This window comes from Dehalobacter sp., from assembly GCF_030063005.1.
Lineage (GTDB): Bacteria > Bacillota > Desulfitobacteriia > Desulfitobacteriales > Syntrophobotulaceae > Dehalobacter > Dehalobacter restrictus.
On sequence record NZ_JAPDHR010000002.1, the window covers coordinates 65,272 to 83,239 of the forward strand.

General features: G+C 44.3%; 16 protein-coding genes. 5 read left to right on the top strand and 11 right to left on the bottom strand.

All coding sequences use genetic code 11. The features are described 5' to 3' along the window. Positions 1-60: 60 nt before the first annotated feature. A complete protein-coding gene (locus tag OKX56_RS01015; protein WP_287895318.1) occupies positions 61-1,890 on the bottom strand; it encodes a two-component system sensor histidine kinase NtrB in 1,830 nt (609 codons plus the stop codon). A gap of 271 nt (positions 1,891-2,161) precedes the next feature. On the opposite strand from OKX56_RS01015, the gene OKX56_RS01020 reads away from it, so the two are divergent. Further along, a complete protein-coding gene (locus tag OKX56_RS01020; protein WP_025205345.1) occupies positions 2,162-3,004 on the top strand; it encodes a hypothetical protein in 843 nt (280 codons plus the stop codon). Between the two features lie 219 nt (positions 3,005-3,223). Beyond that, on the top strand, positions 3,224-6,658 hold the full coding sequence (locus OKX56_RS01025; RefSeq protein ID WP_019225102.1) for a pyruvate carboxylase: 3,435 nt from the start codon (positions 3,224-3,226) through the stop codon (positions 6,656-6,658). Between the two features lie 186 nt (positions 6,659-6,844). On the opposite strand, the gene OKX56_RS01030 is transcribed toward OKX56_RS01025, so the two are convergent. The 7 genes from OKX56_RS01030 to OKX56_RS01060 all read right to left on the bottom strand — a co-directional run bounded on the left by OKX56_RS01030 (position 6,845) and on the right by OKX56_RS01060 (position 11,154). Continuing rightward, positions 6,845-7,666 carry a methyl-accepting chemotaxis protein gene (locus OKX56_RS01030; protein ID WP_025205344.1) on the bottom strand — a complete coding sequence of 274 codons (822 nt, stop codon included), beginning with the start codon at positions 7,664-7,666 and terminating at the stop codon, positions 6,845-6,847. A gap of 167 nt (positions 7,667-7,833) precedes the next feature. Beyond that, positions 7,834-8,199: a hypothetical protein gene (locus tag OKX56_RS01035; RefSeq protein WP_019225099.1), complete on the bottom strand. Its 366-nt coding sequence runs from the start codon at positions 8,197-8,199 to the stop codon at positions 7,834-7,836. Positions 8,200-8,221: 22 nt separating this feature from the next. Then, positions 8,222-8,386, bottom strand: a complete 165-nt coding sequence (locus OKX56_RS01040) for a hypothetical protein (protein ID WP_019225098.1) — start codon at positions 8,384-8,386, stop codon at positions 8,222-8,224. A 184-nt stretch (positions 8,387-8,570) separates the two neighbouring features. Further along, positions 8,571-9,002: a hypothetical protein gene (locus OKX56_RS01045; RefSeq protein ID WP_287895322.1), complete on the bottom strand. Its 432-nt coding sequence runs from the start codon at positions 9,000-9,002 to the stop codon at positions 8,571-8,573. A gap of 10 nt (positions 9,003-9,012) precedes the next feature. Further along, entirely contained in the window at positions 9,013-9,720 is a 708-nt protein-coding gene (locus OKX56_RS01050) for a M23 family metallopeptidase (RefSeq protein WP_287895324.1), read from the bottom strand. A gap of 116 nt (positions 9,721-9,836) precedes the next feature. After that, the gene (locus tag OKX56_RS01055; RefSeq protein WP_068883396.1) at positions 9,837-10,382 is read right to left on the bottom strand and encodes a hypothetical protein; all 546 of its coding nucleotides are present in this window, start codon (positions 10,380-10,382) and stop codon (positions 9,837-9,839) included. 232 nt (positions 10,383-10,614) lie between these two features. Continuing rightward, positions 10,615-11,154: a hypothetical protein gene (locus OKX56_RS01060; RefSeq protein ID WP_287895327.1), complete on the bottom strand. Its 540-nt coding sequence runs from the start codon at positions 11,152-11,154 to the stop codon at positions 10,615-10,617. Between the two features lie 186 nt (positions 11,155-11,340). Between OKX56_RS01060 and lexA the strand changes: the two genes are divergently transcribed. After that, positions 11,341-11,967 (top strand): transcriptional repressor LexA, encoded by a 627-nt coding sequence (gene lexA, locus OKX56_RS01065; protein ID WP_068883394.1) that lies wholly within the window; start codon positions 11,341-11,343, stop codon positions 11,965-11,967. A gap of 86 nt (positions 11,968-12,053) precedes the next feature. Here the strand turns inward: lexA and OKX56_RS01070 are convergent, their stop codons facing one another. Beyond that, positions 12,054-12,248 carry a hypothetical protein gene (locus OKX56_RS01070; protein WP_020492187.1) on the bottom strand — a complete coding sequence of 65 codons (195 nt, stop codon included), beginning with the start codon at positions 12,246-12,248 and terminating at the stop codon, positions 12,054-12,056. A gap of 318 nt (positions 12,249-12,566) precedes the next feature. Further along, a complete protein-coding gene (locus tag OKX56_RS01075; protein ID WP_068883390.1) occupies positions 12,567-13,442 on the bottom strand; it encodes a methylenetetrahydrofolate reductase in 876 nt (291 codons plus the stop codon). A gap of 338 nt (positions 13,443-13,780) precedes the next feature. Between OKX56_RS01075 and carB the strand changes: the two genes are divergently transcribed. Both carB and OKX56_RS01085 read left to right on the top strand, forming a co-directional pair. After that, positions 13,781-17,005, top strand: coding sequence for a carbamoyl-phosphate synthase large subunit (carB, locus tag OKX56_RS01080; RefSeq protein ID WP_287895331.1), 3,225 nt, complete (start codon positions 13,781-13,783; stop codon positions 17,003-17,005). Between the two features lie 184 nt (positions 17,006-17,189). After that, positions 17,190-17,507, top strand: a complete 318-nt coding sequence (locus OKX56_RS01085; RefSeq protein WP_025205335.1) for a DUF6951 family protein — start codon at positions 17,190-17,192, stop codon at positions 17,505-17,507. 12 nt (positions 17,508-17,519) lie between these two features. Here OKX56_RS01085 and OKX56_RS01090 read toward each other — a convergent pair whose 3' ends face one another. Further along, a complete protein-coding gene (locus OKX56_RS01090; RefSeq protein WP_038603138.1) occupies positions 17,520-17,927 on the bottom strand; it encodes a response regulator in 408 nt (135 codons plus the stop codon). Between the last annotated feature and the right edge of the window lie 41 nt (positions 17,928-17,968).

Consider the following 17,968-nt stretch of genomic DNA (forward strand, 5'->3'; position numbering starts at 1 on the left):
AATAATCTTAAAAATATTTCATAAGTCCTATAGTTTTTTTCTAGTCTGGCAGTTCAATCATTAGATCTGCTCATTTTCATTACTGCTATAATTATTAAGCGGGAAAGTTATAAAAAACGTAGTCCCCTCCTCCCCTGTCAGAAATTCAAGCCTGGCTTGGTGTCTGCGTACAATACCTAAAGAAATCGCAAGGCCTAAGCCTGTCCCATTCTCTTTCGTCGTAACGAACGGTGTACCCAAGGTATCCTGAACACTCTGAGGAATTCCTATGCCATGATCTTGGATTGCCAGAACGACCCCTTCCTGAACCCGGTACGTTTTGATGTAGACCTTTCCCTTCGTAGCAGTCTCTTCCAGAGCATTTCGGACTAAATTAAGGATAAGTTGTTTAATCTCTGATTCATTGAGATCAATGCTTGGAATATCCATTAATTCCAAGAGCAGCTCTTTGTCTGAACTATGCGCATCAGCCTGCAGCATCGGATACAACCTGTTGATAATGTTGTTGATATTCTCCTCTTTTGTTCCTTCAGCACTAACTTTGGCCACAGATAGAAAATCGGTAAGAATCTCATTGGCTCTGTCAATCTCCGTAATCATCAGATCCATGTATTCTATCTTAAGTTCCGAATCAGACTGGCCCTCCAGCAGTTGCAGAAAGCCCCTGACCGTACTCAGCGGATTTCTGACTTCGTGGCTGATCCCTGCCGCCATTTGTCCGATCAGGTTGAGCCGCTCCAGGCGCTGCATTTCCTTGTCTCTTTGTTTCAGCTCAGTGATATTCCTGACAAAAACTGTGAGGCCTTGTTTAAACGGGTAGGCATGATACTGGAAATATTTATTTTCCGGAGAGATATATTCCTCCCAATGCAGGGATATATTCTCTTCTAAAGCCTGTCTCAGGTTGACACGCGTTGCAGAATCAGCTAATACACTGTAAACGTCCCAAATATTTCTTCCAATCAGGTCTTCACGATCGTGTCCCATGTTTTTCTTCATCTCTTTATTGACATAGGTAAAGCACCACTCCTTGTCCAACGCGAAGAATCCATCGCCAATGCCTTCCATGATGGTCAGGAGCTTATCATTGGAGCTTTCCAATTCAACATTCAATTGATACAAGCTTTCCAGGTGATTTCTGATCTCTTCAAATACCGGTTGGAGTTCCGGCAGCCTTTCCAGGTCCTCCACGCTTTCCAGACTGTTGCTTTTAATTGTATGGGCAAATGACTCTAATGAAGCCTTGATTCTGACAATATTCTTTTTAATAATGGCCAGCACAATGATCCAGAGAATAATGCTTGGGACCAGCACTTTAGCATATTTGAACGATGACAGATAAAAGATATTATCGGTCCCTATTTCGGCCCAGGTGTAACCAATCACTGTATTCTGGTAATACAGCGGTACAGCAACCGCAATAATGCCTTGGCCGTTCCAGTCAATAACGCCCGCTTCATTGATAAATTCTGCATTCCCAGATTGAAAAAGCCGGAAGAACTCGGCATTAAGCTGATCCTTAACAACGGATTCCACACTAGGTGCAAAAATAATATTCTGATCCATTTCCTTGTCAAAATAGCCCATGCGAATATTGGAGTACTTCGCGGAAAGATCGGCAACATCCTGGCCGAGCAACGCATTCATTTCTGTTATCTTTTCTTCGTCAGAAAGATTGCGATCATCTTCGTAAAGCTTGATGTCCGTATAGTGCGCTTGGATCTTATTTTCTAAAACTGACGCTGCACTCATCAGTTCAAACTCTTTCTTTAATACTTCTTCATCCCAATAAATATTTGCGATAAAAAAGTATAAAATAACCATGATCCCGAAGATGAGCAGAGTTATCTTAATCATCGTCGACTGAATAATTGACTTACTGAATCCCATTTTTTCTACCTCTTTCCACAAATGCCGATAGTGTTCAAAAATATGCTCACTTGTGTAAACAGTTTTTATATATTCCTTTCCATTATTTCAGAACTTTGGCATTAATTCAATAAGTTTCTTAAGAATAAGAAGCAAGAAACTGCAAATAATAACAGAAAAAAGTAACAAAGGAAGTATTTATATGGGATATTTTACAATAAAAAGTAGGAATTGGTCTACAAGATTAATCTGCTTTTTTATCATTTCTTTATTGTTTTTTCCGGGATGCAGCATGATGAATAAAATTACAGGCAAGCAGCCCGAAAAATCCGAAAAGTCCGAAGCAATTCCTAAACAGCTTGAAGACGTCGAGGCATCAATCGAAAAGATCTTCGGCGTATTAAAAGGGCCGTCCCTTGTTTCAGGAGAAGCAAACGGTCAGAGTGAACAAACTCAAACCGGTGAGCAGAATCAAGCAGGCAGCAGTCAGAGCCAAACGAACGGCCAGAATCAAACCGAAGGGGGCAGCCAGCAGAAAGAGCAGTCGGGTAAGAGTTCCTCCGGGCAAACAAATACGAATCAGGTTGCTGATCCGTTCCAGCAGGCAGCACTCGAAATTAACAAACTCCATTATCTATGGAATGAGATTATGCCCGAAATTAATAAAAAAGGCGCTCCCAAAAAACTTACTGAGGATTTTAGCAATTCCCTGAATAATCTTACAGAATCCGTGACGACCAAAGATAAAATGAAAATCATGCTGGCCTTAAACGCCCTATACGCAAAGATTCCAAATGTTTACGCGCTTTATAAAACCAATATTTCTCCCGAAATTAAGAATATCATCTATTTCAGCCGAAGCACCATTTTATTCGCTGAGTCTAAAGACTGGGGAAAAGCATCAGTCGCCATCAAAGAACTTAAATCATCCTGGGCCATGCTGAATAACGCGCTGGAAGGAAAACAGCAGGATGATTCCGGCAAGCTGGACATGTCCATTCTGGAGCTTGAAAAGGTGGTCCAGGAACAAAATACGCAGCTTGTGCAAATTAAAGGGAAAATCACGCTGGCCAATATTGCTGCACTTCAAAAGTCTTTGCAAGAAGCACAGCAAAGCGAAAAGCAAAAGAAATAAACAAAACCCTCATGCTTAAGATCTGACAATTGGCGTATCCGTTTGCGTTGCAAAGAATTTCTGCTATTTTAACAAAATCATATTGGTGAAAACTTGGATTATTTGTACAATTAATTCTGTATTCCGGTATTTTTTTTCTGAAGGACTTTTTACCGCACCCTCAATGCCTTATAATAGTAGGAATAAGATGATTGATTTCAAGACCAAAGGAGATACCAAATGAAAATACAGAATTTTAATAAAGTGCTGGTCGCAAACAGGGGAGAAATTGCGATCAGGGTTTTTCGGGCCTGCAAAGAGCTTGGGATCAGAACCGTTGCTATTTACTCGGAGGAAGACAAATATGCCTTGTTCAGAGCAAAAGCGGATGAATCCTACCTGATTGGTGAGAAAAAGAAACCGATCGAAGTATATTTAAGCATTGGTGAAATTATTAACCTCGCCTTAAAAAAGGGCGTTGACGCCATTCATCCCGGCTATGGCTTCTTATCAGAAAACCCGGAATTCGCGGAAAAGTGTGAGGAAGCCGGTATTGTTTATATCGGACCGTCTGTTCATACACTCGAAAATCTCGGGGATAAAATCAAATCCAAACTGCTGGCTCAAAGCGTAGGCGTTCCTGTCATTCCCGGCGTGGACAAACCGATGACTTCCGTGGACGAAGCTGTGGTCTTTGCCGAGAAATATGGATATCCCGTGATTCTGAAAGCGGCAGCAGGCGGCGGCGGAAGAGGAATGCGCGTCGTCTACAGTGAAAAGGACCTGGAGCGTGAATTTAATAATGCCAGAACAGAGGCTAAGAAGGCTTTTGGTATTGAAGATATTTTCATTGAGAAATACCTAGAAAGACCTAAACACATTGAAGTCCAAATTCTGGCCGACAAGTACGGCAATATCGTTCATCTGTATGAGCGGGACTGCTCCGTGCAGCGCCGCCATCAGAAAATTCTCGAATTCACGCCGGCTTTTTCGATTCCCCAGGAAGTCAGAGATCGCCTGTACCAGGATGCGCTTAAACTTTCCAGAGCTGTCAATTATGTTAATGCAGGCACTGCGGAGTTTCTGGTTGACAAGCATGGCAACCACTATTTTATTGAAATGAATCCCCGGATTCAAGTCGAGCACACAATCACTGAGATGACGACAGGGATCGATATTGTTCAAAGCCAAATTCTGGTCGCTCAGGGCTACCCGCTAAATTCGAAAGAAATCGGAATTTCGTCCCAGGAATCGGTTGTTCCGCGCGGATACTCGATCCAGTGCAGAATTACCACGGAAGATCCGCTCTCAAACTTTATGCCGGATACAGGGAAAATTGACGTATACCGGACGAGTTCCGGTTTCGGCATCCGGCTCGACGGCGGGAATGGCTACACCGGCGCGAACATCTCACCTTACTATGACAGCCTGCTCGTTAAAATTATCTCCTGGGCCAGAACGTTTGAAGGAACCACGCAAAAAGCAATCCGTTCTGTTAAAGAAATGAATGTCAAAGGGGTCAAGACCAACGAAGCCTTCCTTATTAATGTCATGAACCACGAGAAATTCTTAAGCGGAGAATGTGATACCCATTTTATCGATGATACGCCGGAGCTTTTTGACATCAAACCCAAAAAGGATTACGAAACAAAGCTTCTGAAATATATCGGCGAAAAGATTGTCAACGAAGTCAAGAGCACCAAGAAAGACTATAACATCGCCCCAGTGCCAAAGATAGAACTGCCTTCCGAACGTACAGGAATCAGAGACATCCTGCAGCAGCGCGGCGCTGACAGCTTCGTATCCTGGGTCAAAGACCAGAACAAACTACTGCTGACCGACACGACCTTCCGGGACGCGCACCAGTCCCTGCTGGCAACCCGGGTTCGAACCAAGGATCTTGTGTCAATTGCCGAAGCAACTTCCGTCCTGGCCAGTGATCTGTTTTCCATGGAAATGTGGGGCGGAGCCACGTTTGATGTTGCCTACCGCTTTTTACGGGAATCACCCTGGCGCAGGCTGCAAAAACTCAGACAGCTCATCCCAAATATCCCGTTCCAGATGCTGATCCGCGGCGCCAATGCCGTAGGATATACGAACTATCCCGACAACCTGATCCGAGCCTTTATCCAGGAAGCCGCAACGCAAGGTATCGATATCTTCAGGATCTTTGACAGCCTGAACTGGCTGAAAGGTATGGAAGTGGCTTTTGACGAAGTGATGAAGACCGGAAAAATAGCAGAAGTATGTTTATGCTATACCGGGGATATCCTCGATGAAAGCAAAGAAAAATACTCGCTGAACTATTACCTGAAGATGGCGAAGGAAATTGAGAAGATGGGTGCCCATATACTTGGCATCAAAGATATGTCCGGCCTGCTGAAACCCTATGCCGCAACTAAACTGATCAAGGCCCTGAAGCAGGAAATATCCATTCCGATCCACCTGCATACACATGATACCAGCGGAAACGCTGTCGCCACGATTCTGATGGCGGCTGAAGCAGGGGTGGATATCGTTGATGCGGCGCTCAGTCCGATGGCAGGGACTACAAGCCAGCCTTCCATGGATTCAATTATCGCTGCACTCCGCAATACCAAGATGGATCCGGGAATGGACCTCGACGATATCCAAAAGCTCTGTAATTACTGGAGTGAAGCCAGAACGTTCTATGAGCAGTTTGAATCCGGACTGAAATCTGGAACTGCTGAAATATACAAATATGAGATTCCTGGAGGCCAGTATTCCAATCTGAAGCCGCAGGTGGAAAGTTTTGGTCTTGGCCACAAATTTGATGAAGTCAAAGCGATGTATATAGAGGTCAATCAGATCCTCGGTGACATCGTCAAGGTTACCCCTACCTCCAAAGTGGTCGGAGATATGGCCATCTTTATGATCCAGAACGGACTGACCAGAGAAAATCTGCTTGGAAAAGGAAAAAACCTAGCGTTTCCCGATTCGGTCGTCGACTATTTCAAAGGGATGATAGGCCAGCCGGAGGGTGGTTTCCCAGAAGAACTGCAAAAAATTGTTCTGAAAGGTCAGGATCCAATTACCTGCCGGCCCGGTGAAATCCTCGAATCGATTGATTTTGAAAAAATTAATAAGAAACTCCAGGAAGAATACCATATAGAGCCCAATATCCGGAACGCCCTGAGCTATGCACTTTATCCGAAAGTATACAGCGATTACCTCAAATCCCTGGATGAATTCGGGCATCTCTATAACCTGGAAAGCCACGTCTTTTTCTACGGATTGAAAGAAGGCGAGACCAGCGAAATCGAACTTGACGAAGGCAAGACCATGATCTTGAAGCTGGTTGAAGTCCGCGATGTGGATGAAGAAGGCTATAAGACGCTGCTTTTCGAGATCAACGGTAATAGAAGAGAAGTACGGATCTTTGACCGGAACTTTGAAGAAAAAGAAAAGGTCTCCGTCACACTGATGGCAGACCCGAATAATCCAAAGGAAATCGCCTCATCGATCACCGGAATCATCTCCAAAGTGTTTGTCAAAGAAAACGAAAAAATTATCAATAAACAAAGCATGCTGATCATTGAGGCCATGAAAATGGAGACGAATATTATGGCCCCAACGGACGGAGAAATCGAAAGCATTCTAATCAGCGAAGGCCAGCAGGTTAAATCCGGTCAACTGATTATTAAACTCAAGTAAAAGCCATCATTAATAAAATAAACCTTAAGTAATAAGATTCCGTAAGAATTGCGCAGACAAACCTATTTTTGTCTGCCTTTTCTTCATCCAAAAAAGAAAACCCGGCATAACAGAGTCCGAAGAGCGACACAATGTGCCCGCCTCGACATCTGTAATACCAGGTGTTTTTTCAATCATGGTTATTATTTACAGTTTGGCAGCCGTATCTTTAACCGTCTCCGCCAGTTTCCGCAGGTGATCGATCGTGGCTGCATTCTCCTGAGTGGCCGCAGCCTGCTGCTGGGCGATCTGTCCCGATTCTTCAGCTGCATTGGTCATGTCGGTAACCGCCGAAGAAATCGACTCAATAATCTGCCGGACTTCTTCTGCTGCTTTTTTACTGTTTTCGGCTAACTTCCTGATTTCCTGGGCAACTACGCCGAACCCGCGGCCGTGTTCCCCGGCCCGGGCCGATTCAATCGCGGCATTTAAGCCAAGCATATTCGTCTGATTCGAGATGTTTGTAATGGTGTTGATAATGACTTCAGTTTCATCAATTTTCTGATTAGATTCCTGCGCTTTCACGGAGAGGGCTTGACCGACTTCGGCCAGTCTCCCGGCACCCATGGCGACCTCCTCAACCGCTGAGGCAATCTGATCCAGATAATTGGACAGCTGTACAGCTACCTCATTAACATCCTGTTGTTTCTTCCTTCCGGTCGCACATACCACCGTCCCGACAGGACTTCCGTTTTCATCAGGTATCGGTATATTTACTCCGCGAAACAGTGTCCCGGTCCGGACATTAAACACGGTCTTCCTGTTCTCTTTCATACATTTTTCGGTAGCTGTTCCCATAATCTCACTGCCGACTTCAATACCAATATTAAGCTCTTCTCCCTCGGCTACCTGAAGATACTTTTTCCCATCCGTCACGTATAAGGCCATGTCAGGAGGAAGAGCCTTCACAACGTAAGGCAATATGCCGCAGAGTGCCTCAAGTGCATCTTGTCCCTTAAGTAAGACCATTCTATTCCCCCCCTTATTCAAACAATTATTTATACTTTAATTGGATATTCGACGCAATTAAAGCAATTCCTTTTTGTTAAAAAAATAACTTGTATATACTTTTATTTATCAAAATTTTAATAAAAAAATACCCGCTTAAACTTCCTCTGCCTAAGCGGGCTCTTGGTCTAAGCGGGCCGTATTTGAATGTACCAGATAAAAAAGCCTGCAAGCAGGAGGAATACTGTCGTAGCAGTCCATCGAAGAATGGACAGGACTGCTTTCACCGAACCGGCGAGACTTTCAATATCTTTTTCTTTTTTGACACACTCCATCTCCTGCTCTTTGATCCTTTCGTCGTGACTGCTAAGCATCTCTTTGATATCAAAGCTAAACTCCATCAACTGCTCGCACAAACTATCCAGCCGCTTGGATTCCAGCACCGAGGAAGATTCCAGGATCGTCAGCCGTTCATCATGCTTTTTAAGCGTCTCTTCATGCTCTTTCAATCTTTCTTCAAGTCCTTTCTTACTCTTTTCATTTTCAACCGTCATGTCCTTTCCTCCCTTCGTTTTCTTATTGCAACACCTCGCTGACCAAAGCATTATCCTGGTCGTAAGTCAGGAGATAGGTCTTGATTGCCTTGGCGGTCACGCCGTCTTCGTGATAATAAGTATCCGTCCGCAAGGAATAATACGGCGGAGTTCCCCCGGCCCCTCCCTGCCTTCTGGATTGCATCATACCCGCCGTCTCCGGCACTCCGTTTTAGATACTTAAAATAAAAACGCCCTTACAAGGACGTTCCAATTAAGTTGCCAAACTATGTTTGGTGTGATTCTCACTGTACTCAGCATACCCGAAATTTTGCTTCAAAATCGGCAAATAACCGGAAAAAATTCGGAAAACTTTATCCGTTAGAAACCTTTTATCCAGATATGTTATTTGAATTAGATATGTTTTTTGCCTCAGATGATCCTTGATTTTCAAGATTATTTTTCAGATTCTCTTTATCCATGGCCTGCAAAACAGCTTTCTCCTTCGTTGGAGCCACAATATAGTCATGGGCCGCTCCGGCGATCAACGCGACAAGAAAAGCATTAATGACGGCCAGACCAATGTTTTCGGCACTAACCTCTTCCCGAATGACCAGTGTCCAAATGATAATCAGGAAGGAAATTAGGACAGAGGACGGACGCACGATCCAGTCCCCTGACCCGTCTTTGGAAATCCTCTTTCCCAATATTTTCAGGTAATCTTTCAGAAAAGATACAATGACGTAGACAGCGATTACTGTACCACCGAGCGATGAAAGATCCTGCAGGGTAAAAAAAGTCTGGGGCAGCGTAATAGTATCCATAACTTCCTCCTTACTTGCCTTTACAGAGATCAAGCACTTTTTGACAGGTATCGTAACGGTCCGCACCGATGATATTGATTGATTTTTCTGCTGCCTGATAATTGTTGCCGATCACATAGACTTTTTCTGCACAGTCAATGAATTCTTTTGTCACATTTGCGAGGTAACATACCGGTGCTTTTAAATGATCTGCCAGATAAGCTGCTGCTCTTTCATCCGGGCCTGGATTGCATAAAATAATGTTTTGAACCACCTTTTTCCCCTCCTCACATGAATTCTCAGAAACATTTTTTACGGGTCCTTCTTTGTTTTCTATCCCCAGAAACACAGCTGGATTAATTTCATTATTGTTTGTCCAGGGCGCTCTTCTGACCTCAAAATGAAGATGAGGGCCGGTGGTGTTCCCTGTTCTGCCCATCATACCGAGAATGGCACCTTCATTGACTGTCTGTCCGCGGGTCACCTTCACGGAGGCAAGATGGGCATAGATCAGATCGTAATTGCCATTCCTGGTTCTCAGGATAACGTAATTTCCCCACCCCGCCGGATCTGCACCCTGACCACCGGCATAGGCTGCCTTAATGACAGCACCCGCAACAGCAGCATATATCGCTCTGTCTTCTGAAATCAGATCAATTCCCTGGTGATAACCTTTACCATATACACTGTTTCTGACACCATAGGGGTAAGATACGCTTGCTGACTTTAAAGGCATCATCCGCTTTCCCACCTTTCCGATAGACCAAAGAAAATAAGACCTGTCCTTTATTAGATAAATATTCATAAAGTCTCAGGTCTTATGCATAATATGTGGCTTGTCTCATTTTTGTGCGATTAGCCGGATTTAACGAGGTGTTTTACCTTCAAATAATCGCTGAGTTTCTGGTTAATATTTTTCCGGCGATATCTTATGGTCTTTTCATCCATATTCAGCGCCAGTCCAATTTGCAAATTACTTTTTCTTTTTAAACCATAATACTGTTCACAAATCATCCGTTCCACAGGATCCAGCAAGTTCAGCGCAAAACCAATTCCCTCAATGGAGGATTCCAGATGCATGATCTCCATTTTTAGCCTAATCTTTTTTTCAAGCAAAATCACAAGCTCCCTTTGCGATTTTTCCATGGAGCGTGTAAATTCCGCATAGGCTTGCGCAGTTGGATCGCAGACCAAGCCGCTTCCTCCTCCCGTGACGGGACGATAACTCGAAACTGTTCCTTTTGAAGGAATAAGCTGATTTACATCCAATAATATTCTTCTGATATCTTCGGCATTCTTTTCCACCGCTTCCAAAGCTCTTTTCTTGACCTGCAATTCATCTAATTTCCGGTAATAGCTTCGCAAGGCGGCTTCCATACCTTTCATAGCGGTGTCGTTCATGTTCACTCTCCTCTCCGGTTGTTCCTGTATGTTCTTTATGGAGAATACTTACACTGTAACAAGCATACGTTATTTTCAAGGATTAATTCGGCAAAAGCCAGGAAAAAATTCGGAAATCTCTATGCATGTCTAGCACCTTGTCAACCCTAAAATGATTATATAATGACGACAACGCGGTATTACGAGAAATCTGCCGCCAGGGTATATAAGGTTCAGGGCTGACAGGTACTGGTTATTGATTCACACACAAACAATCCTGCAGGTAAAGATTGAGTTTCTGATTAATTTTCTTTCTTCTGTACCGAATCGTTTTTTCGTCCATCCGAAGTTCTTTGGCAATTTGAAGATTGCTGTGCTCCTTAAGGCCGTAACACTTCTCACATATTGTTCGGTCAACAGGATCAAGTAGACTTAAGGCATAAGTGATCCCTTCAATGGCTGATTCAAGATAGATGATCTGAATCTTCAGTTTGACACCGCGATGCAGCAACGCAGCTAATCTCTTCTCAAATTTTTCTACGGATGAAGTAAATTCATAATAGTTTTGCGCAGACCTGTCGCAAACGTACACACAACCGCCTGAAACAGCCATATATTGTGTAACAATCCCTCTGGAAGGTACCAGTTCATTGACATCCAGCAAAATATTTCTGATCTCATTAGCATTTTTTCTAAGGTTTTCAATAATCGCCTTTTTTACCCACAGTTCATTCAAGCTTCGATAGTAATTTTTCAGCATGTTCTCCGTGTCTGTTATCTGTGATTTCTGCAAAACTTCACACCCCTTTTTTGCCCGCAACCAAATGTCCTTACGCTTTAATTCAAAGCGTATATTAATTATATTGCTACATTGCGTAGCAGTCAACTTCTATTTTTGGAATTTTATATTGTTATTTATATTTTGTCCTATTGAATTGCTACTCATTGTAGAGTAGAATATTTTCTTAGAGGTGATGATGTGAGTTTTGGTGAAACTTTAAAATATTTGCGTGGGACGAAGAAAATTACGCAGAACCAATTGGCCTTACACCTGGAGGTATCGCGTTCAGCTTTGTCTTTATATGAACTTGGTTTAAGAGAACCGGATTATAGATTTCTGCAGAAAGTCTCTGATTTCTTTGGGATCTCTCTGGATAGTCTGCTGGGCAAAAACCCTGCGATGAACGAACTGCCGAATTTTAATAACGGGCATACCATTCCTGATCTTGCTATGGTTCCAATCGTCGGCCGAGTCCCCGCCGGAACCCCGGCCATTCCTTTCGAAGATATTGAAGATTATTTGCCGGTTCCCCGTTCGTTTGTCCGCGAAGATGAATTGGTCTTTGCCTTGAAGATTAAAGGCGATTCGATGATTGATTTAGATATCAATAACGGCGACCTTGTGCTGGTAAGAAAACAGCAAACGGCCCAAAACGGGCAGACAGTAATAGCCAGGATCAACGGGGAAGAAGTGACCTGCAAAAGGTTCTACAAGGTTGATAATAAAATTACGCTGGAACCGGCCAACCCTACCTACCGGGCCTTGGAACCTGATCATGTCGAAATTGTTGGTGTTGTGTTCAAAGTCATCAAAGATATCTTCTAAAAAGGAAGTAAAGAAGAATAAAAAAGCAAAGACTTCGTTTCATTTAATTTGAAACGAAGTCTTTTGCTTGGGAAATAAGCTGTAAACTATTGATCCATCAGCTTATTTCTAGATAAGTATTTTCTTGCTTCCTTTTTTGTATAGATAATTGCTTCAACAAGCATTTTTTTATTTTCAAAGACTTTTGGTCCTGCTAATATTTCCGGCGTATTGTCGTCCTCAGACAGGCAGAGTCTGGCTTTTTCCCCCATGCAGTCAATGATCCAAACTCTTATCTTCATAATGATTTCCTCCTCCTGATGTAAAAGAAGATCACGAAAGGAAATATTAATGGTTTTACTGCCGTGAAGCTATAACTTTTTATTAATGTCAATTTTGTTAAGACAGATCTTCATGTTGAAATTGACTAAAAATTTATATGTTATCTCCTCCCTTTGTATTTGGCTTAAAATCTTAATGAGTAAAAGTAATTATACCATTTACTTCCTGCGAAAATTGTAGAAATACTTGATTATCATAAAAAAATGACCTTAGGATAGTACTTTCGTCCTAAGATCAATCTTCGGAACAGAATAAATAAACCTATTCAAAAATAATACTTACAGCAAGCCCTTCTCTCGCAGGATTTTAACAATACCGGCTGTTGATTCGCTTCTGTCCATCGTGTAGAAATGCAAGCCGCAGGCTCCTTCTTGGAGGAGCTCTTCGCACTGTGCCGCAGCGTATTGAATACCAAATTCCACTAGGGCATCCGCATCACCTTCCGGCAATGCAGCGATTCCTCTTTTCAATTGTTCCGGTATAGTAGCCCCGCAGTTTGCTGCAAGCATTTCCATCATTTTGACACTGTAGACAGGCATCAGGCCGGGAATAACAGGAATAGTAATGCCGCTCTTTTGGCAGCGCTCCATCAAATGATAGAAGTAAATATTGTCATGAAAGAAGTTGGCAATGACAAAATCCGCGCCTTGATCCACCTTATACCTTAAATATTCAATATCCTTTTCCAAACTTGGCGCCTCAAGATGGCCTTCGGGATATCCTGCTACCCCTATACAAAAGTTATAATTCTTTTTGGCAAACGTTACGAGTTCATAAGCGTAGTGAATGGTATCCGCAGGAATTTCCTTCGCTCCGTCTTTTCCCAGGTCTCCACGCAGTGCCAGGATGTTCTCAATCCCAAGGTCCTGGTAAGCATCCAGCACTGCAGCCACTTCGTCCGGCCTTAAACCATAAGCCGCCAGATATGCAACAACTTCGAGCTTTTTCTCCTGCTTCAATTTCTTGACCAGTTCATAAGATCCTTCCCTTGTCGAACCACCTGCCCCGAAGGTGACCGAAACAAAACTCGGATTAAGACCTGCTAAGACACCAAGCGTCTTTTCAAGGATTTCTGCATTTTTTTCCGTCCGTGCGGGAAAATATTCAAAAGACAAGGTTGGCTTGCCGGTTTTGAATAATTCAGATATTTTCATACTTCTCTCCTTATCAATTCTTTTTATCGTTATTGCCGCATCAACCATACTGCGTTAACGTTTAGCTGGTTTCCAGATTATGGACAGCTGCTAGTAATATATTAATTCAGAATGATGATTTCTGCAAGCATATACTCTTATAACAAATACTTTTATGCAGATACTTTTATAGCGATACTTTTGGACATTAACGGCATTTGATTATTATGTATATAGAATACATAATTCTTTATGAAAAGCATCATCTTGTCTTGTTTTTTCTGATAAAATGGCTGTGAGGCTTTTACATAAAAATACACTATTTCAGCTTTATTTTTTATAAAGAAAGGAAATACAACATGCCAAAAAGAACCGACATTAATAAGATCCTGATTATTGGGTCAGGTCCCATTGTGATTGGACAAGCCTGCGAATTTGACTATTCGGGAACCCAGGCCTGTAAAGCGCTTCGCAAACTGGGCTACAAGATTGTACTGGTCAATTCCAATCCTGCCACCATCATGACAGATCCCGGAATTGCTGATGTCACCTATATTGAACCATTAAACCTTGAAAGTCTGACGAAAATCATTGCCAAAGAACGTCCCGATGCCCTGCTGCCAAATTTGGGCGGTCAGTCGGCCTTGAACCTTTCCTCCGAGCTGCACCAGGCAGGCGTCCTTACGAAGTATAACGTTAAGGTCATCGGCGTTCAGCTGGACGCGATTGAACGTGGTGAAGACCGAATTGCTTTCAAAGAAACCATGAACAGGCTCGGCATTGAAATGCCCCTCAGCAAAGCGGCCTACAGCGTAGAAGAGGCTGAAGCGATTGCCCAGGAACTCGGGTATCCGGTGGTTATCCGCCCGGCCTATACCATGGGCGGAACCGGCGGCGGTCTGGTTTACAATGCTGAAGAACTAAACGTAATTGCGAGCCGCGGTATTGCCACAAGCCTGGTCGGTCAGATTCTGGTGGAAGAATCCGTACTTGGCTGGGAAGAACTCGAGCTTGAAGTCATCCGTGATGCCAAAAACCAGATGATCACCGTATGTTTTATTGAAAATATCGATGCGATCGGTGTCCACACCGGCGATTCTTTTTGTTCGGCCCCAATGCTGACGATCAGTCCTGAGCTTCAGGAGCGCCTGCAAAAATATTCTTATTCTGTCGTCGAAGCCATTGAAGTCATTGGCGGCACCAATGTGCAGTTTGCGCATGATCCGAAGACCGGTCGGGTTGTCATCATTGAGATCAACCCGCGTACTTCCCGATCCTCAGCATTGGCCTCCAAAGCAACAGGTTTGCCGATTGCACTGATCTCTTCCATGCTGGCGGCAGGGTTGACCCTGGACGAAATACCGTACTGGAGAGACGGCTCTTTGGATAAATACACACCTTCAGGCGACTACGTCGTTATCAAGTTTGCACGCTGGGCCTTCGAAAAATTTCCCGGTTCGGTGGACAAGCTTGGTACCCAGATGCGCGCGGTCGGCGAAGTCATGAGCATCGGAAAAAATTATAAAGAAGCGCTGCAAAAGTCTATTCGCTCTCTCGAGATCAACCGTTACGGCCTGGGCTTTGCGAAAGATTTCCATCAGCGGTCTCTGGAAGAACTGATGGCCATGCTAACTGAACCGACCAGCGAGCGTCAGTTTATCCTTTACGAAGCGCTGCGCAAAGGCGCAGATATCCATGATCTATACGCTTTGACCTATATCAAGCCTTACTTCCTGCAGCAAATGAGAGAACTTGTGCTGCTGGAAGAAGAAATCTTAAAATACAGCGGCCAAAATCTGCCGGATGAACTACTGACCCAGGCCAAAAAGGACGGCTTTGCAGACCGCTACCTTGCAATGCTCTTAAACTTAAGTGAAGCGGAAATTCGCAAACAGAGAGTTGCCCTGGGGGTAGTGGAAGGTTGGGAAGCTGTTCCGGTAAGCGGCGTTGAAGATGCCTACTATTATTTCTCTACCTATAATGCCCCAGATAAGACCACAAGCAGCAACCAGCCAAAGGTAATGATCCTCGGCGGCGGACCGAACCGCATCGGTCAGGGCATAGAGTTCGACTACTGCTGCGTGCATACCGCCTTTGCGCTGCGTGATCTTGGCTACGAGACCGTCATCGTAAACTGCAATCCCGAAACGGTCTCCACGGACTACGATACCTCCGATAAACTGTATTTTGAACCGCTTACCGTCGAAGATGTCCTGAGCATCTACGAAAAAGAAAAACCGCTCGGCGTAATCGTGCAGTTTGGCGGCCAGACACCACTGAACATTGCAGATGAGCTCAAAAAAGCCGGTGTCAAAATTCTTGGCACAACTCCGGAAACCATCGCGCTGGCTGAAGACCGTGATTTATTCCGTAAGATGATGGAAAAGCTGGATATTCCGATGCCGGAATCCGGAATGGCCGTCAACCTGGAAGAGGCGCTTGTTATCGCTGACCGGATTGGTTATCCTTTGATGGTCCGTCCTTCATTTGTTCTGGGTGGACGCGGTATGGAAGTTGTTCACGACGCAGAGATGCTAAGCCGTTACATGGCAGCTGCGGTAGGCGTGACGCCCGACCGGCCGATTCTGATCGACCGTTTCCTGAGCAACGCGATCGAAGCGGAAGCCGACGCGATCGCGGACGGCAAGGATGCTTTTGTGCCGACCGTCATGGAACATATCGAGCTTGCCGGTATCCACTCAGGGGACTCCGCCTGCATCATCCCGCCGATCAGCATCCCTGAAAGACATCTCGCGACGATTGTGGAATACACAAAAAAAATTGCCCAAGAGATGAACGTTATCGGACTGATGAACATGCAGTATGCGATTGCCGACGACAAGGTTTATGTTCTGGAAGCAAATCCGAGAGCCTCAAGGACTGTACCGCTCGTATCCAAAGTCTGTAATATTTCCATGGCCCGGATCGCGACCGAAATTATGATGGCTGTCAATGACGGCAAGGAAACATCCGTTAAAAACTTGACTTCCAAAACAGTACCTTATTACGGAGTCAAGGAAGCAGTCTTCCCGTTTAATATGTTTACCGAAGTTGACCCTGTGCTCGGACCGGAAATGCGTTCGACCGGTGAAGTGCTCGGCCTAGCCGATTCGTTTGGTTTGGCTTACTACAAAGCGCAGGAAGCAACCAAGTCCCCACTGCCGGAATCAGGTACTGTGCTGATCAGCGTCAATGACGACGATAAGCCCGCAGCGCTCGAGATAGCCAGGAATTTTACCCAGATCGGCTTTAAGATTATGGCTACGGAAGGGACCCACAAATTCCTACTGGAAAACGGAATCGAAGCCGAAAAAATCAAGAAGCTGTATGAAGGCCGTCCGAACATCGTGGATAGCATCACCAACAAGGAAATCCATCTGGTGATCAATTCGCCGTCCGGCAAACGCAGCAAACATGAGGATGCCTATATCCGCAAAGCGGCGATCAAGTATAAGGTCCCGTATATCACCACGATGACCGCTGCAGCGGCAAGCGCCAAAGGCATTGCCGCCTATGACGCGAATGGTGCATCTGGAATTACCTTAAAGTCCCTGCAGGAATATCACGCTGAGATTAAAAGGTAATACAGGTTCCCTGTCAAATATTGAAGTTCCAATAACATTAAATTACTCTCCGTATAATTTCAGAAGTGAAGCAAGTGTATAACAAGAAATCCTCAGCGTTAGATATGCCAACGATTTCCGCTCATAACCGTCCTACTGTCGCGGTGCCATTAATAATAATTCTAATATATAAGGATGTGAAGCCATGATCAAGGTATCTGTTAACGGCGGCGCCTGCGGCTTTATGACCAATATTGAAGTCAACGCTGAGCGCAGGAATGCGAATATCAAGATTATTACGGAATGCCCCAGCCTGAAACCTTTAAGCGAAGAACTGAAAACAGTCAATGGTTATGAAGAATGCTTCGGCAAAATCGGTGATACCTCTGTCTTTCAAATCGCGCGCCAATACTGCAAGCATGCCGCCTGCCCAGTTCCTACCGCAATTATCAAAGGTGCGGAAGCAGCCTGCGGCCTTGCTTTGCCCAGAGATATTGAGATTAAGATCACCAAGGAAGACTAGCTCATCAAGCACCTATTTCGTATTCTTCACCACTCCGAGCTTTTCCATGACCTCCAGAAATTTGACGGAATCGATGGGTTTGGATGCATACGCGTCACACCCATATTCAAAGGCCTTTTGCACATAATCCGATTCAGCCAGAACGGTCGTCATAATGATCTTGGCTTGTTTTTCACACGGAATCCCTTTTTGTATTTCCAGATCCCGAATAGCCTTTAACGCCCTGACTCCATCGACCTTCGGCATCATGACATCGAGACAGATCAGCTCATAAGGGCTCTCTTCCTTGAGCGACATCAAATAGGCATCGATCGCTTCCAGTCCATCAACCACCAGATCGCACTCACCATATTCTGATAATAATTTGTACAAATATTTTCTGCTGGCTAAATCGTCTTCAGCTATGAGTATCTTCAACATCCCGTTCCCTCCTAATTACTTTGTTACTTCGTACTTTTCCT

Coding starts and splice junctions, on each gene's coding strand:
- OKX56_RS01015 (WP_287895318.1), bottom strand. CDS start 1,890: ATGGGATTCAGTAAGTCAATTATTCAGTCGACGATGATTAAGATAACT.
- OKX56_RS01020 (WP_025205345.1), top strand. CDS start 2,162: ATGATGAATAAAATTACAGGCAAGCAGCCCGAAAAATCCGAAAAGTCC.
- OKX56_RS01025 (WP_019225102.1), top strand. CDS start 3,224: ATGAAAATACAGAATTTTAATAAAGTGCTGGTCGCAAACAGGGGAGAA.
- OKX56_RS01030 (WP_025205344.1), bottom strand. CDS start 7,666: ATGGTCTTACTTAAGGGACAAGATGCACTTGAGGCACTCTGCGGCATA.
- OKX56_RS01035 (WP_019225099.1), bottom strand. CDS start 8,199: ATGACGGTTGAAAATGAAAAGAGTAAGAAAGGACTTGAAGAAAGATTG.
- OKX56_RS01040 (WP_019225098.1), bottom strand. CDS start 8,386: ATGATGCAATCCAGAAGGCAGGGAGGGGCCGGGGGAACTCCGCCGTAT.
- OKX56_RS01045 (WP_287895322.1), bottom strand. CDS start 9,002: ATGGATACTATTACGCTGCCCCAGACTTTTTTTACCCTGCAGGATCTT.
- OKX56_RS01050 (WP_287895324.1), bottom strand. CDS start 9,720: ATGATGCCTTTAAAGTCAGCAAGCGTATCTTACCCCTATGGTGTCAGA.
- OKX56_RS01055 (WP_068883396.1), bottom strand. CDS start 10,382: ATGAACGACACCGCTATGAAAGGTATGGAAGCCGCCTTGCGAAGCTAT.
- OKX56_RS01070 (WP_020492187.1), bottom strand. CDS start 12,248: ATGAAGATAAGAGTTTGGATCATTGACTGCATGGGGGAAAAAGCCAGA.
- OKX56_RS01075 (WP_068883390.1), bottom strand. CDS start 13,442: ATGAAAATATCTGAATTATTCAAAACCGGCAAGCCAACCTTGTCTTTT.
- carB (WP_287895331.1), top strand. CDS start 13,781: ATGCCAAAAAGAACCGACATTAATAAGATCCTGATTATTGGGTCAGGT.
- OKX56_RS01085 (WP_025205335.1), top strand. CDS start 17,190: ATGATCAAGGTATCTGTTAACGGCGGCGCCTGCGGCTTTATGACCAAT.
- OKX56_RS01090 (WP_038603138.1), bottom strand. CDS start 17,927: ATGTTGAAGATACTCATAGCTGAAGACGATTTAGCCAGCAGAAAATAT.